Annotated in this window: 12 protein-coding genes; 8 read left to right on the top strand and 4 right to left on the bottom strand. The window is 40.7% G+C overall.

Features of this window, described 5'->3' with window-relative positions; genetic code table 11:
• The first annotated feature begins 10 nt into the window (after positions 1–10).
• Positions 11–439 carry an OsmC family protein gene (locus H5201_RS04945; RefSeq protein WP_182783839.1) on the top strand — a complete coding sequence of 143 codons (429 nt, stop codon included), beginning with the start codon at positions 11–13 and terminating at the stop codon, positions 437–439.
• Positions 440–546: 107 nt separating this feature from the next.
• On the opposite strand, the gene H5201_RS04940 is transcribed toward H5201_RS04945, so the two are convergent.
• Positions 547–1,158, bottom strand: coding sequence for a flavin reductase family protein (locus tag H5201_RS04940; protein WP_182783847.1), 612 nt, complete (start codon positions 1,156–1,158; stop codon positions 547–549).
• A gap of 94 nt (positions 1,159–1,252) precedes the next feature.
• Between H5201_RS04940 and H5201_RS04935 the strand changes: the two genes are divergently transcribed.
• The gene (locus H5201_RS04935; protein WP_182783837.1) at positions 1,253–2,566 is read left to right on the top strand and encodes a DASH family cryptochrome; all 1,314 of its coding nucleotides are present in this window, start codon (positions 1,253–1,255) and stop codon (positions 2,564–2,566) included.
• 80 nt (positions 2,567–2,646) lie between these two features.
• Here the strand turns inward: H5201_RS04935 and fucP are convergent, their stop codons facing one another.
• Positions 2,647–3,954 carry an L-fucose:H+ symporter permease gene (fucP, locus tag H5201_RS04930; RefSeq protein WP_182783835.1) on the bottom strand — a complete coding sequence of 436 codons (1,308 nt, stop codon included), beginning with the start codon at positions 3,952–3,954 and terminating at the stop codon, positions 2,647–2,649.
• Positions 3,955–4,242: 288 nt separating this feature from the next.
• On the opposite strand from fucP, the gene H5201_RS04925 reads away from it, so the two are divergent.
• The 6 genes from H5201_RS04925 (at position 4,243) to H5201_RS04900 (ending at position 10,867) form a co-directional block, all read left to right on the top strand.
• Positions 4,243–5,400, top strand: coding sequence for an ROK family transcriptional regulator (locus H5201_RS04925; protein WP_220491209.1), 1,158 nt, complete (start codon positions 4,243–4,245; stop codon positions 5,398–5,400).
• Positions 5,401–5,861: 461 nt separating this feature from the next.
• A complete protein-coding gene (locus H5201_RS04920; RefSeq protein WP_182783833.1) occupies positions 5,862–6,827 on the top strand; it encodes a carbohydrate kinase in 966 nt (321 codons plus the stop codon).
• A 169-nt stretch (positions 6,828–6,996) separates the two neighbouring features.
• A complete protein-coding gene (locus H5201_RS04915; RefSeq protein WP_182783831.1) occupies positions 6,997–8,511 on the top strand; it encodes a cryptochrome/deoxyribodipyrimidine photo-lyase family protein in 1,515 nt (504 codons plus the stop codon).
• Positions 8,501–8,653 carry a DUF2256 domain-containing protein gene (locus tag H5201_RS04910; protein WP_145237463.1) on the top strand — a complete coding sequence of 51 codons (153 nt, stop codon included), beginning with the start codon at positions 8,501–8,503 and terminating at the stop codon, positions 8,651–8,653. Before H5201_RS04915 ends, H5201_RS04910 begins: the two co-directional genes overlap by 11 nt.
• A 141-nt stretch (positions 8,654–8,794) precedes the next feature.
• Entirely contained in the window at positions 8,795–9,349 is a 555-nt protein-coding gene (locus H5201_RS04905) for a zf-TFIIB domain-containing protein (protein WP_182783829.1), read from the top strand.
• Positions 9,350–9,724: 375 nt separating this feature from the next.
• Positions 9,725–10,867, top strand: coding sequence for a N(5)-(carboxyethyl)ornithine synthase (locus H5201_RS04900; RefSeq protein ID WP_182717038.1), 1,143 nt, complete (start codon positions 9,725–9,727; stop codon positions 10,865–10,867).
• An 80-nt stretch (positions 10,868–10,947) separates the two neighbouring features.
• Here the strand turns inward: H5201_RS04900 and H5201_RS04895 are convergent, their stop codons facing one another.
• Positions 10,948–11,211: a biotin/lipoyl-containing protein gene (locus H5201_RS04895; protein WP_149980857.1), complete on the bottom strand. Its 264-nt coding sequence runs from the start codon at positions 11,209–11,211 to the stop codon at positions 10,948–10,950.
• Positions 11,212–11,239: 28 nt separating this feature from the next.
• Positions 11,240–16,561: a DNA repair ATPase gene (locus tag H5201_RS04890; protein ID WP_182783827.1), complete on the bottom strand. Its 5,322-nt coding sequence runs from the start codon at positions 16,559–16,561 to the stop codon at positions 11,240–11,242.
• Position 16,562: the final 1 nt, after the last annotated feature.

Here is a 16,562-nt window from a genome sequence, read left to right as displayed (position 1 = left end):
GGAGATGAGTATGACGATTAAGAAATCTGCACAATCACATTGGTCTGGCGATATTAAATCTGGTAAAGGTCAAATTAGCACCGAAAGCGGCGCTTTAGATAATCAGCCCTATGGTTTTAATACGCGCTTTGAAGATAAAGCGGGCACTAACCCAGAAGAACTAATAGCTGCGGCGCACAGTGCTTGCTTTAGTATGGCGCTATCACTTGCGTTAACTGAAGCAAATTGCGTTGCTGATGATATCACCACCAGTGCAGTGGTTAGTTTAGATGAAGTGGATGATGGCTTTGAGGTTAGTCATATAGCCTTAAGTGTAGAGGCAAAAATTGCCGGTATTGCTGAATCAGAATTTAAAAAACTGTGCGAGCAAACCAAACAAGGCTGCCCTATCTCAAAATTAATGAATGCTGAGATATCTCTCACTATGGCACTCAACTAAGCTAAAAAATTAACCGTATATAAGCCAAGTAATTATTACTTGGCTTTTTACTGCACGGTTTTTACTATACGTAAAAGGTATAAACATAAAATAACGTAAAATTTCAGCTAAATCTCTGGCCTAGCCAAGCTAAATAAATCATGCGTTGTCGTAAAGTAATCTCCGCCCATTTTACCAACGGTATTTATAGCTCTTGGGTCAATATAGCCGTTAACAAGTACACTTTCATCAATATAAATACCAACTACATTTAATAACATCATTTGCCCGCCACCTTCTTGTTCAGAAATAGTGACCACGTCACGTAAGCTACATTCATAACGAACCTTAGCTGCTGCCACCCCCAATGGAGTTACTGATTGACTTGCACATGATGCGATCCCCACAGCCGTAAATTCACTAGTTTGCGAAGAAAAATTACCGCAACTTTGATTCATTTGCTCCACCAGATTATGACTGACCACATTGATAACGCACTCTTTTGTGGCCAGTAAATTGTTTAAGGTATCCTTGTTTTGATTCTCAGCTGGATTTACCTGAGTCACACTCAACACTGGCGGGTTTACACTTGCCACGGTAAAAAATGAATACGGCGCAATATTCGCCACGCCATCACTACTTAACGTGCTTATCCATGCGATAGGCCTTGGCGTGATCCCACCAACCAATTTACTGTATGCCCCTTTTTGCTCGTCAGGATCAGTTAAATCAAAATACATCATCACCTCATTAAATTTAAACTCATTAAACTAAACGCCTTTTCACTTTGTTACGTATTAAAGACAAAGTAAATGAAAAAAACGCTTTATTACTATGACACACTCTTTGTACTGGTTTACTAACGATTTACGACTAAGCGATAACGCACTAATCTCTCTTGCTGCAAAGCAAGATACAGCACTTAGCTTTGTATATTGTATTGACCCTCAATGGTTTAAAAGCAATCACCATGATTGCCAATCAATGGGACAACATCGCTGGCAGTTTTTAGCGCAATCTTTACAACAGTTAAACAATACTCTGAAAGACTATGGGCAACATTTAGTGATCTACCATCAAGCTGCTCATGAGGTGATTGAACATTATTATCACCATCACAACGTGCGTACTCTATATTGCAGTGAACAAATTGGTTACGATGAGCAGCAAACGCTACTCAATGTAGCGAAAAATCATGGTGATCTTGTTATTAAACAAGCTAATACATTTACCTTATATGACAACCAGCAACTTCCTTTTACTATTAATGAACTGCCAGCAACATTTAGTCAATTCAGAAAGCTAATTGAGCAAACAACGCCCACTATCAATACACTTTTAGATCCTCCAGAGTACATAGCCAGACCTTTAATTGCTCCAATGCCTTGGCCAACTACATTGCCTAATGTCAGTAAAGAACGAGCGTTATTCGCAGGTGGTGAACAAAGTGCGACTGATCACCTAGCTGATTACTTTTCAAGTGCTAATCCATCTACCTACAAAGAAACTCGCAACGCTTTAGCTGGTATTGAAAACTCAACCAAGTTTTCTCCTTGGCTTGCTAATGGCTGCATTAGTGCTCGGAAAATAGTCAACGCTTTGCGTAATTATGAGCACATTCATGGCGCAAACGACTCAACTTACTGGATTTATTTTGAATTACTGTGGCGTGAATACTTTCAACTATACAGCCTGCGTTATGGCAATAAGTTATTTTCTTTTGCCGGAATTACAAAGCGTAAGCCACTAACCAGTTTTTACCCACAGCGATTTAAGCAATGGTGCACAGGCACAACACCGTATCCCATTGTCAATGCATGTATGAAACAGCTGAATAAAACCGGCTATATGTCAAATCGTGGCCGGCAATTAGTTGCAAGCTGCTTAGTAAACGAGCTCAAGCTAGATTGGCGCTTTGGCGCTGCTTATTTTGAACAACAACTGATTGATTACGACGTGGCATCTAATTGGGGAAATTGGCAATACCTTGCAGGTGTTGGCGCGGATCCTCGCTCGGGTAGGCATTTCAATTTAGTAAAGCAAACCCAAACCTACGATGCTAATAATCAATTTATTAATCACTGGCAAGGTGATGAGGTACACGCCATAGACTCGTTAGATGCCGCAGATTGGCCGTTAAGCAGTTAATAATGCTTAAAGAATAGCGGTGGTGAGAATAAAAGTTGTAGCACACAAAACCGAGCCTTTAAGACTCGGTTTTGTGCATTTTAGCAAGGTGCAACATTATTAAATGTTCTAATTTTTGTTTTTAAATCAAATGCTGCATAACCAGCCACAATAATAAAACAGCCTGCTGGCACAATATAAGAAAAAGCGACACTGAAGGTATCAATAAATACAGCCTGTACCACGGGTACTATTGCTCCACCTAAAATAGCCATTACTAATCCGGCAGCACCTAACTTTGCATCATCGCCTAAACCATGTAATGAAATTGCGTAAATAGTGGGAAACATTAACGATAAACAAGCCGATATACAAACTAAAGCCCAAACGCCACTTATAGTTGGCATTTGCACCATATATAAACATAGTAGCGTCGCAATTACAGAGGTTGCCATTAATAGTTTTGCTGGTCTAATAAATCCCATAAGCCATGTCATCACAAACCGAGAGAACAGAAAAGTGATCATACTGTATTGCAAAAACGTTCCACCGGTCACTTCGTTTGTATCAAGTGCTTCCATAACGTATTGAATGGTAAAGGTCCATACACAGGTTTGCGCTGCAACATTAAAAAACTGCGCAATAACGCCAAAGCGATAATGTGTATTTTTAAATAATCGTTTAAAGGTTGCACGAAAATCGACATGCTTAGATACCTTTTTTTGCTTGCAAAAGTTAGGTGTTTTAGTAAATGCAATTGCCAGCCAAATAAGCACAAGTACGCAAGCCATACCCACATAAGGCACCATAACCGCATCTAGTTCTGCTTTTATTACCTGAGTTAGTTGCTCAGCGATCATAGCTGCACGCTCATCTGAGGAAGCTATATTTAGGCTAGGTAAAATAAGGGTTGCGGCTAAAAACACACCGATATTAGTACCAACAGGATTGAAAGATTGCGCTAAATTTAATCTACGGGTTGCACTTTGCTGATTTCCCATTCCCATCACATAGGGGTTTGCTGAAGTTTCTAAAATAGATAGACCACCAGCTAACACAAATAAAGCGGCTAAAAAAAAGCCGTAAGTCATTGCTTGGCTTGCGGGATAAAACATAAATGCCCCCATCGCAGCCATGCCTAAGCCTGTCAATACTCCCGTTTTGTAAGAAAAGCGTTTATTTATATAAGCGGCAGGAATGGCTAAGCAAAAGTAGGCGCCATAGTAGCTAAACTGTACAAGTGCCGATTGCACTGAAGACATAGTAAATATTTTACTAAATACTTTAACTAACGGATCAGTCATATTTGCTGCAGCACCCCATGCTGCAAAGCAAAGTACAAGCAAAATAAAGGGAACCACCATCTCCTTAGAGACAAGAGGTGTTTTTGTATGTGTGTGTGTGGTCATTGCCATGTCTCAGTTGTTAACTTTGAGTAAAGCATTTAAACAGGTAAATATCACCTCGTCAATAAATCAACTATAGTTATTTATTACATTTAACAATACTTAATTGTACTCTGTCGTTAATTTAATATTAAATGATCAGCACAGTAATAAAACCAATGCTGTCGCCAAGTATGTCCGCTCAGTGTACAATTAGTTAAGTTATTCAAGACAATAACAGATTAGACAGGAATCATTATCAAAGCTAAAAACCCTCGACTCGTCTCACAAGAAGGCCGAAGCCAATCTGGCTTGCGTGCTCACAATGAACGGCGAATTATGTCTTTAATTCGTCAACAAGGGAGTGCGCCAAAAGCCGAGATAGCACAAAAAACGGGTCTTTCTGCACAAGCCGTTACAGTTATTATCAATAGCTTGGAAGCCGAGTCGTTATTAATAAGAAAAGAGCCACAGCGTGGCCGTGTTGGCCAACCCACGATTCCGTTTGCCTTAAATCCTGATGGTGCTTTTGGCATCGGCTTAAAAGTTGGTCGCCGAAGTTATGATTTAACCTTAATTGACTTGGTCGGAAATATTCGCGCAACCTTAAATGAATACTGTGCCTACCCTACTGTAAATAGTCTGCTCACTTTTCTAGAAAAAGGTATCAGCGTACTTAAAATGAGCTTAAGTGACGAGTTAGCCGAGCGTATTCTAGGTATTGGTGTTGCAACTCCTTTTGAAATTTGGAATTGGACTGAAGAAGCTGGCGCACCAAAGAAAGTAATGAATGAGTGGAAGTCTTTCGATTTTAAACAAAGAATCAATCAGATCATCTCTCTTCCTGTCTATGTATGTAATGATGATACCGCAGCATGCTCAGCAGAGCTGAGCTTTGGCAACCCAGCTCGCTTTACCGATTTTTTATACATTTTTATTGGCACTTTTATTGGTGGTGGAGTCGTTATAAATGAAACCTTATTTACCGGTAAAAAAGGCAATGCGGGAGCTATTGGCTCATTACCAAGGCCTGTACTCAATAGTGAAGGCCAACTAACATCGCAACAGCTGATCATGCAGTCTTCGCTGTATATCCTTGAAAAAATGCTTAAAGATGATGGCTACAATACCGACATAGTGTGGAGTTCAAAAGAATATTGGGGAGATTTAGGCCCTGTTTTAGATAAATGGATAGATCAAGTTGCAGATGGCCTTGCCTATGCAGCACTGTGCTCACTGGCTATTTTTGATTTTGAAGCCATTGTGATTGATGGTGCAATCCCTATCAATGTAAGAGAGAAAATAGTATTAGCAACAAAGTCAAAATTAAGCCAAGCCGATCATCGTGGCATTTATCGCTGTGCCGTACAAAGCGGCTCTATTGGTGCTAAAGCTCAATCAATAGGTTGCGCTAACCTACCGTTAATTATAAACTTTTCTCAAGATAACGTCAGCCTTTCCCACAACTAGCTTCCAATAAATTTATCAAGCAGCCGGCGCTATTCGCCGGCGCTTTAATATCCTGGATTACCCGCAAATAAATTCAATTAAATAACTCCATAAACTTGTACAAAAAAATAAGTAATAATAGTTGATTTATTACTTTTAGTTCTCTACATTCTATTTACAAATTTGCCCAAACTGGTGAGGCGGGTTGATAAAACAGCAAGTTTTTAATCACACGCAACAAAAGCAAAAAATGGTTTAGGATTTGGGCACATAATCGTAACGGGTACATCTGGTCAAAAAAGAGTGAATCTATCAATGCCATTAACCCAGCTAAGTTAGCTGGCTTGATTCGAGAAGATACATAAAGCGACGTATTTTTTGACACCAAAATCAATAACTGTCTTGGTGGTCAAGGCTTAGATTTAACCAAAGGTATCGTTTAAACGCGGCGATACCCTGACAATTTTTATAGGAATAACGTAATGGAAGTAGTTGCAATTGGTGAAGCCTTAATTGATTTACTCTCAAATGATTGTATAGATAAAACAGTATTAAACAGCGAGCCAGGATTCACTCAATTTGCAGGAGGTGCGCCCGCAAATGTAGCTGTCGCCGTAGCAAAGTTAGGCGGTTTGAGCTCACTGCTTGGTAAGGTAGGCGATGATCCGTTTGGTCGTTTTTTAATAAAGGCACTCGATACACATAATGTTAAAACATCACATGTTAGCTTTTCTAAAAAGGGTAAAACTGCACTAGCCTTTGTCTCATTAGATGAAAGCGGTGAACGTACATTTGATTTTTACGATAAAGACGCCGCGCATTATGATTTGCAGATTTCCGATTTAACCCCCTCTTTATTTGCAGCCCCTAAAATAGTGAGCTTTTGCTCAGGCTCTTTAGCTAAGGCTCACATATTAAATACTACGTTAAATGCACTAAAACACTTTAAAGAAGCAGACTCGGTTACATGCTTTGATATTAATTTTCGACCTGCCTTTTGGGATGAACCACTTACAGCCCCATCCATTATTAATGATATAGCTAAAACGGTTGATGTTATTAAAGCAAGTAAAGATGAGCTGATAGCCCTGTATGGCATTGAGCATATTGAAACCACAATAAAAAGCTGGGTAGACAATGGCGTGTCATTGGTTTTAATGACTGATGGTGGCGAGCCAATTACATTTTCCTCATGCTCATTTAGTGGTACATATCCTTGTCCACCAGCGAATGTCGTAGATACCACAGCTGCCGGTGATGCTTTTGTAGGCGGTTTTTTATACCAAGTAGCTTCGCTAGTAAGTGATAAAAATGAATTTACTGATTGGGCCAATAATTTTGAAAAAGTATTAAAAGCAATCGACTTTGCAGCTAAGTGTGGCGCCTCAACTGTCGCAAAGTTTGGTGCATTCGACGCTTTACCAACGCAGCAAGACCTGTCTGCCTGAGCACTTACAATCAACCAGCCTATTTGTAACCTCTATTCTAACGACTAAAACTCATATTTTTAGTTTTAGTCGTCTAACAAAATCGCTTTTAAACTACTTTTACATTTAATACGTATAAAACTATTTATGCCTAATTATTTATAAACGATACGGTTTTGATATCACCAGTATGAAAGAAAAAATAAACATAGTCTGGTTTAAACGTGACTTACGCCTAAGCGATCATCAGCCTTTAAAAAATGCGTTTAGTAATGGCCTGCCCACACTATTAATTTATAACTTTGAACCTTTACTGCTTGCCGATGGGCATTACAACGAGCGGCATTGGCGCTTTGTCTATCAATCTATTGTTGATTTAAATACCCAACTAGCTCGCTATAATAGCCGCGCGTATATATTTAATGAAGACATGCAAACCCTACTTGAATCGCTTCACTCGCAGTTTGCAATCACAAACATGTTTAGCCATCAAGAAATAGGGCTAAACAACACTTTTGAACGTGATAAAACCATTAAAGCATGGTGCCAACACCATCATATTAACTGGTTAGAGTCGCCAACTGGGGCTGTGATACGTGGCAAAAAAAATCGCCACAATTGGAACGAACGCTGGCAACAAACCATGCAAGCACCTATTGCTATACCTAATTGGAAGCAAATAAAGCCACTCATCCTTACTGACTATAAAACCCCCAAGCTGCCTAGTGCCTATACGCAAGATAATGAACATTTTCAGCATGGGGGACCACGACTTGCCCGTGAAGTAATGCAAAGTTTTTTTGCTGAACGCGGTAAGGGTTATCAAAAAGGAATATCTAGCCCTAGTTTAAGCCGTACTCATTGCTCTAGGCTATCGCCCTATTTAGCGTGGGGAAATATCAGCCTGAGGCAAGTGTATCAAATGGCGATTGACGCATACCATAGCACTCATGCTGATAAAAAAGGTTGGAAGCGCCCGCTTGCTGCATTTGTATCTCGCCTGCACTGGCATTGCCATTTTATGCAAAAGTTTGAAAGCGAATGCAGCATGGAATTAAAAGCATTAAATCCGGGGTACCATGCATTTCCATATCGTGATGACGCACAAGTTACTAGCGATATTGAACGCTGGGCACAGGGGCAAACCGGTATTCCTATTATTGATGCCTGTATGCGCTGTTTAAAAGCCACCGGTTATATTAATTTTAGAATGCGCGCTATGTTAGTTAGTTTTGTTACGCATCATTTAAACATCAGCTGGCAACATGCAAGCCTGCCGTTGGCTAACTATTTTTTAGACTTTGAACCGGGGATCCACTACCCGCAAATACAAATGCAAGCATCGGTTACGGGCATTAATACTATTAGACATTACAACCCGATTAAACAATCTGAGGATCAAGACCCGAGCGGTGAATTTATAAAAAAATGGTGCCCAGAGCTTGAAAAGCTGCCTGTAGAATACTTGCATGAACCTTGGGAGCAAACACCCATGGAAGCATTATTTAACGACTTTAAACTAGGTGACGATTACCCTGCACCGATGATTGATTTAACCAAAGCGTCTAAAGAAGCGAGAGAACGGCTTTGGCAATATCGCGAACGTATTGAGGTTAAGCGCGCTATTCCTGCGATTTTAAAAAAGCATGTAAGCATCGCCCCTAGAACAAAAAGTACCAAGACAAACCATCACAATGGCTCATAAAAAACTAACTTTACCGCAAAAAACCTGCCCCACTTGCAAACGTGATTTTGCTTGGCGTAAAAAATGGCAGCGCGACTGGGATAACGTTATTTACTGCTCGCAGCGTTGCAAACGCAATAAAAACGAAGAGTCAACGCGCTAGCTAAAATTTGCAGTTAAACAGAACAAAGCTTTGTTATTGATTCTAAAAATACGGTAACATCATTGTTATTATTAATAATAAATAGCAATAATTATCCTAACGGTGGTTTTTCAGGGTAAGTAAAATAAATTAAGGGATACTATGAATTGTACTAATTGTGGTAAAGGTTTACTTAAACCGAGTTTTATTGAAGGTCAATTTCGTTCGCACACATGCACGCACTGTAATGGCCACTGGATACTAATCGAAGACTTTGCAGCTTGGAAAGAGCGTAACCCAAACTTTGCATTTGCTGACAATATCTCATTCGAAGCCGACGCTAAAGACACTAAAAAAGCGTTAATTTGCCCAGTATCGGGGGTCATTATGCGTAAGTTTCGTATTTCATCATCAACTGACCACCGTATTGATTACAGCGCACCAGTAGGTGGGATCTGGTTAGATGCAGGTGAATGGGAATTACTAAAAGAAGAAGGCTTAGCTGGTACATTGAATGCAGTAGTAACACAGCAATGGCAAAACCAAATTAGAGAGCAAAGTACCAAGCAAAACTTTAGTGACATATATGCTGATAAATTCGGCGCAGACACTTATACAAAAGTGAAAGAACTCAGAACATGGCTTAATGCACAACCGCAAAAAGCAGATTTGAGAGCCTACCTAATGGCTGAAGACCCATATTCTGCGGAAAAGTAAGCTGCTAAAAAAGTGGGACTCGCTGTATCGAGTCCTTTTATCACAAAAAATACCACAGTCATTGTACTTGTTTAATTTTCTTATTGCTGTGTTAACCGCATGCGCCACTGTTTTACTGTTATACTCAAATGCTAATACGCAGAAGCCAATCGCGGCTATGTCATATTTACTTTCAACTTGTCATTCTATGCAAGTTAACCACCTGATTTAAAACCGCTTTATATTAAAAATACTAATTTAGTAAATAACAAAACCCTTTACTGAGACCATTGTTTACAGTCAAGTGTTTCGCTTGCCTGTAAAACAGCCCACAGTTTGTTGGCGAAGTAGCATCATTCGTTTATGAACTCAGCATACTTTAAACAAGGCGATAGCATGAGTGAATTAACTATTGGCGTAATTGGTACGTCACGCAAGACAGATGAACGACGTTACCCTATCCACCCAGACCACCTTAAGCGCATTCCAGAACAACTTAGAAAACAACTGATCTTTGAACAAGGCTACGGCGAAGCTTTTAATGTGAGCGATGCGCAAATAGCCGCATTAACCGGTGGTGTTGCAAGTCGCAGTGATATTTTAACCAAAATAGGCACCGTGATCATCGCCAAACCGGTGCTTGCTGATTTACAGGAGCTACGTGAAGGTGGAACCCTTTGGGGCTACGTACATTGCGTACAACAACGCGAAATAACCCAAGCTGCACTTGATAGAAAGCTCACTCTCATTGCGTTTGAAGATATGTTTGTATGGTCGCCGCAAGGCAATGTTGGTCGTCATACTTTTTATAAAAATAACGAAATGGCCGGCTACTGTGCGGTGTTACACGCACTGCAGCTCAAAGGTATTGATGGACATTATGGTGATCAGCGTAAAACCATCATCTTTAGTTTTGGTGCTGTTAGTCGCGGTGCAATTTATGCACTCAAAGCCCATGGTTTTAGAGATATTACGATTTGCATCCAGCGCCCCGATCACGAAGTACGCGAAGAGATCCTCGACTGCCATTACGTTAAAGTTCGCCAAGGCCAACACGATGAAGCACGGATGATGGTGGTTGAACACGATGGTACGCAACGGCCACTAACGGAGCTCATTAGCGAAGCCGATATTATCGTCAATGGCACTTTTCAAGAAACTGCAAACCCAGTTAATTTTGTTATTGAATCTGAAGCGGACTGCCTAAAAGCAAATAGTTTAATTATAGATGTAAGCTGTGACGAAGGTATGGGGTTCTTTTTTGCTAAACCTACCACATTTGCAAATCCGATGTTTCGCTATAAAACCGTTGATTATTACGCGGTTGATCATACACCTAGTTATTTATGGGAAAGCGCAACACGTTCAATCTCAGCCGCCATGATTGTATACTTACCTACAGTATTAGCAGGCAAGGCACAATGGCAAAAAGATGAAACCATCCGTCGCGCGATTAATATTGAAGACGGTATAATCAAAAATACTGCGATTCTAGCGTTTCAAAAGCGCCAATTAAACCCGCCTTATAATGCACTTTAGTTAATAAACATAATTAGTTTTTCAAACATCAATAAACACGCCGAGCAGTTAATCCTGCTCGACGAGTTCAACTGTAAGAGTCATTGTTCTGATGTTGTTTGCTCACCAGCGACTTTTTCTCTCAGTTGCATCACCACTTGATCTGATATAGCTAAATCTCCTTGCTTGGCACTAAAGCTATGAACAACCCCGGCAGTGGTAGCAACCACTTCCAACACCACTTTATCAAAATCAACATCAAATAAAGTTTGGTCTCGTACTACGGCATCCCCCTCATTAACGTAAATTGCCGAAATCGTAGCCTTACCCATCATTCCTTGTAGTTCAGGTACTTTGATATCCATCTTGCTTCCTTAGTAGTTAATTTAAATGCTATTTCGCGCCCCATGCAGCAATCAATTTTTCAAACTGAGCCTGCACATTGTTATTATTGATACCTTGAGTTTGTTGGTTAATTGCATTAACAAGCTCAGTAAATGACGTTTGGTTATTGTTACTGGTAACCGCTGCAGTTAGCGCATTCACAGCCTCTTTATTATCAAGGGCTGCAAGTTGCTCAATTAACGCCTGCAAGTGTGGCTGACAGTTATTACCAGCTATAGCACGGCTTAATTGCTCTAAACTTGCCATATAAGGCGTTTGCACAAAACCATTATCAAGCGATTGCGCTATGCTACTAATTGCTTGTTTATTATCTAAACCTTGAATATTCACACCAACACTTTGTAATAACTGGCTGTAATCGTGGCTTAGGTTGTTTTTACTGAGTTTACCGGCAATCTCTTCCAGTGATTGATGCAAATAGCCCATTTGCTCCACCGCCATCATCACCGGGCTGCCTGCGCCATCAAGTTTATTTAAACGTACAAAGTCACCTTTAATTTGACTAAAGCGCTGCTGCTGCTCTGCGCTTAAGGTGCCACGCAGTTCACCGAGTTTAAGTAAGTTCTCTTCAGAGCCTTTACTGAGTGTTTGCGCTTCACCACGATAATGGTCACAAATCAAGTTTTCTAGCTCTTCGTCATTCATGGCAGCAACGACTTTTTCTGCCATTTTATTCATATTACGGTAGCTGCCTTGCAATTTAAATGGCGGCTCTGTGCGATAATTATTATCTTGCGCGGCTGAGGCAATATACTGGGCGTTCACTTTTAGTACGGTATTACGAATAGTGATTAATCGGCTGAGTACCGCTTTAATTTCGTTAACTTCCGCTTGTGAATAGCCGTGTTCAAGCTCATTTAATGAAATATCTTCGCCTTGACACATCCGCACTAACTTATATAAATCTTCCATGTTACGGTTAGCCAATGGCGCTAATACTGCATTAGATGTTAGCGCATTTTCTATAAAGCTCATGGCAAACTCTTGCTCACACCCGGCTAAGGTATCACCAAGATTATAAATATCGGCGCGGTTTGCCAACATATCAGGAATTTTAAAGCTCTCACCAGATTCCGTATACGGGTTACCTGCCATCACTACGGCAAACTTTTTACCGCGTAAATCATAGGTTTTACTTTTACCGTTCCACACCCCGTCAATACGTCTTGAGCCATCACACAAAGAAATAAACTTTTGTAAAAACTCAGGGTTAGTATGCTGAATATCATCTAAATACAGCATCACGTTATTGCCCATTTCAAAGCTCTGATTGATTTTTGCAATCTCTTTTTCAGCAGTAGCATTAATGGCTTGAGCAGGATCGAGTGACACCTGATCGTGCCCTATCGACGGGCAATTTACTTTTACAAAAGTCAGCCCTAAACGGTTAGCAACGTATTCAACTAAGGTTGTTTTACCGTAACCTGGCGGCGAGATCAGTAATAGCATGCCCATTAAATCAGTGCGTTTGTTTTTACCTGCTGAGCCAATTTGTTTTGCTAAGTTATCACCAATAATTGGGAAGTACACTTTATTGATCAGCTGATTACGTACAAACGAGCTAAGTGGCCTGGCTTTAAATTCCTCAAGTTGCAGGCGCTCTTTTTGCGCCGCTAAAATATCACTGCGCAGTGCATGATACTGCTCAAAAGCCGGTACTTGCTCAGTGATGTATTTACGAGTTCTGGCATAAAACTCTGCATAATCAACATGTAAAGTTTGCTCTTGCACTCGTTTATGCTGCCCCATTAAACGCTCAACTTGGGTGTTTGGGGTGACGTCCAACACAGTGTATTTTAATGTTGTGGTGGCACTGAGATGCAAGTAGTTAGCCGCTTCCGCCTGCACCATCGCCGACACTTTAGGATTTTGCATGCAGTACGCATTAAGCCAACTTAAAAATAATAATGCCCGCTCATCAGTTTGCTTTACGTTTTCACAGGCCTGAGCAAGCTCGTTGCTATAACCTTTGGCTTTAGCGTCACTGCTAAACTGTTCAGCTAAATTTTTAGCTTGTTGAGAAACGATAAATAGCTGTTGCTCTGCCGTTTTTTGTTGCGCTAATTGTTGCACTAAATAAGCAGCGGCCAAGTCAGTGGATAAATCAGCAAAACGTGCAGATAATTTGCTAACTTGAGTTAAAAAGGCATTGATCTGTTCACTTAACTGCGCGGTTAACGTGCCGATAAAATTGGTCGCAGCAAAGTGTTTATCCATCAAAATAGCATTGCTCGCTTGATGGAAATATTCGTTCAGTTGTGCAGATGACAATTGCGCACTAAATAACTGCGCAATAATACGACAACTAGCCGGATAAATAAGTAAATCCAGACTATTTTTTTGCGTCAATAAGGTGTCAATAATTGCCCATGCATCGTGGTCATGAATGCCTTTTTCATAGCCTTCTTGATAGCGCGGTTCAGCAAATTTTTGCACCAGCTGCAATAATTGTTTATCTCGTTGTGCCTGCTCTAATTGTGCAAAAGTCAGCGAATGCTCACTGTTTTCACAAGCGAGTAATATTTGTGCAGCTAAATACTCACCACGATAAACCACCTCACTTTCAGAAACTAATGTTTGTTGCCACAAATGACGGCTTTGCTGTAACGTTTGTAAGCTTTTCTCATCTGTTATTGGCTCAAAATAATCAGTACCCGTTAAGTGCAGCATCAGCTGCTCGTCACGCGGCAATAAGGTTAAATCGAGTAATTGCTTATTAACACTAAAAGCGTGCTTACCAATACTGACTGTATTGCCGCCGTCAGTGAAAATATCTTGTTTATCACGTAACGAACGTATGCCCTGATCTTTACTGGCTTTTAGCTTTGATTGGATATCATCGGCACGAATTTCATCGCCTAACTCTTTAAGCTCACTAGTCAATGCACGAAGCTTGCTGATCATAGGATCGGCGGCAAAATAAGTATTTAATGCATCAAGCTCAGTAAAGCTTTGCGCACGGCGGTTAACGCCTTGCAATATACGCTCGGCGGCATTGGCTAAATTCAATGCGCGGCGCTGACGGGTATCAATTAAGCTTTGTTTATGCGCTTCAAAGCTTTCGTATACGTCATCACGTTTGGCAATGATCTCTGTCAGATATTCGTCAAAATCACTAAATTGCGATTCCAGCTCCTCAAGCTGAATAAGCAAACGTGAAAGTTGCTCGTCACACGCCTCTGGGGTTTTAGCATTATTTAGTGCGTTGGTAATACTTTGCGAAAAAAGCTTAAAGCGTGCGGCAAATTCAGCTTTAGCTTCAACACTGCCAAGGCTCTTTTGACGGATTTCAATGCTCGCTTTAGCACGATTAACCAACGCATAAACAGCACTGATATCTTCGAGGATTTGCGTGCGCACACGGCTGTCGTCGATGTCTAAATCAAGCATAGTGTGGTTAAGTAAATCCAGCTCTACACTTTGCGCATCTAACTGTGCGATATAGGTCTTCAGCTCGCTAACGCTTTCGCTTTTACTGCTTAGCTCTTCAAGCTCTTTAAGTTTTTCGTGGTACGGCGCCAGCGCGCTGTCTTGTTGTAAAAACGCGGCAGTTGCTTGGCTTACTTCAACCAGCCGTGTATCAATTTCACTTTGTAAGTTATTCAGTGCAGCAATATCTATATATTTAATATCTTCAAGGCTTATTACTTGCCCTTTGAGCATTTTTAATGCATCAATACCTTGCACAAATTGCGGTGCTACTTTAAAGCTATCAGGACGTACTTCTCGGGTTACATCAGTGTATTGCTTATTAATATCCACCAAGGCTTGCTTGGCTTTGTTTTGAATCTCGGTGACTTTTTCAAACTCATCAAGCACTTGCTCAGCGGTTTCATTGATGCTGTGTAGGTTTTGTGCGATTTTCGCAAATTCGCTTTCGTTAAGCCAATGGTAACGGTCAAAGATATTCCGGCTAAGGGCAATTAAATCTTCGTAATGAAATAAAGTCGGGCTTTGCTCGCTAATGGCTTTACAGACACTGTATAAATCAGAAATACCGCGAACTAAATCGGGGTTACCTATTTTACCAAAAAAGCTAGTAAGTGGCGGCGCATTGGCTGCAAATTCAGCCGATACAAACGGGCTTTGCCAAATTTGAATCGGATGTACTCGCTCCGCTTGGTCTTTATCGGCTTTAAAAGTCAGCGTTATACCATCGTTGTAAATAGCATAACCGTGACAATAAATTGGATTTTGCAGGTTTTTATCAATAATATTATAGGCAAATAGCGCGTAACGGCCTTCACTTGGCTCGTAAAACACGTATAAAACATCTTCGCCGTTTGGTGACTTTATATGTCGGTGAAATTCTAAATCTTCTATTTGCTCTTCAAACGAGCGTGCTTGCCCTGATTGTAAGTAGTAACCGCCAGGGAAAATAATGCCGTGATCTTCAGGTAAAGTAACACATGCACTGCCGATTGCATCTTGGCGCATGACCTGCTGAGTGCGGGTGTTATAAATAAAGTAACGCCATGTTTTTTCACGGTATGGGAGAATTTTTAGCAGCACTAAGTCGCCTACCAGCGCGTACTCAACTTCGCTGTCAGCAAGGGATTGGTTTTTATCATCAACAGCTTCTTGATAAATCCCTTCACCGGTGTCAGTGCTGTTTTCTATTTTAATGGTCAGTGAACCGCCAATGGTTTCAACAAACACTTGGTCCGCGATGTTGATATGAGCGTGGCGCCCTTCTATGTGGTTACTTCGGTCAGTTTTGAGCCATTCAAAATCATAGTCATGTGCGTGTTGAATATCACGCTCACCTCGGTTATCGATATAATTAATGGTGTTGTCTGGGTGAATTTCCCAGCGAAAAACCCGCACATCCGATAACTTGTCACCGATTTGGAATAGAGCAAATAGCTTGCCATTTTGTTGATATAAATGCTGTAGGCTGGTTTGTTTGTAGTAGGTATACAGTTCTTCAAAATCACGAATAAAACGACTATCGGTTAAAAAACGCGTTGTCTCTGGGTAAGGCTCAATTTCGTAATGGTCGTCTTGCTCCACCAACTTTTGTACACTAAATACATCACTGATTGCGGTTTCTTTTTTTAATCCCAAAAATACGTTGTAAGCAAAGATAACTTTATCGCCAATAATCACGATATCGCGCGGGGTACAATTTTGCTCCGTACGAACGCGAACACGCCCTTTTACTTGTAGATCAGTGCTACCAAACTCGTTAATACGCTGTGTATTTACATCATCTATTTGCGTTTTTAAACTAGCACCAAAATTATTTAAGCGGCGTTTAATTAAATCGTACGAGCCTTGTTCTAGCGCTTGTTGAGTTGCGTCCGTCATG

Origin of the sequence: Pseudoalteromonas sp. SG43-6 (assembly GCF_014164365.1) — a bacterium.
Classification (GTDB): Bacteria; Pseudomonadota; Gammaproteobacteria; order Enterobacterales; family Alteromonadaceae; genus Pseudoalteromonas; species Pseudoalteromonas rhizosphaerae.
Note: the sequence above shows the minus strand (reverse complement) of the source record. Positions and strands in the feature narration are given on the sequence as shown.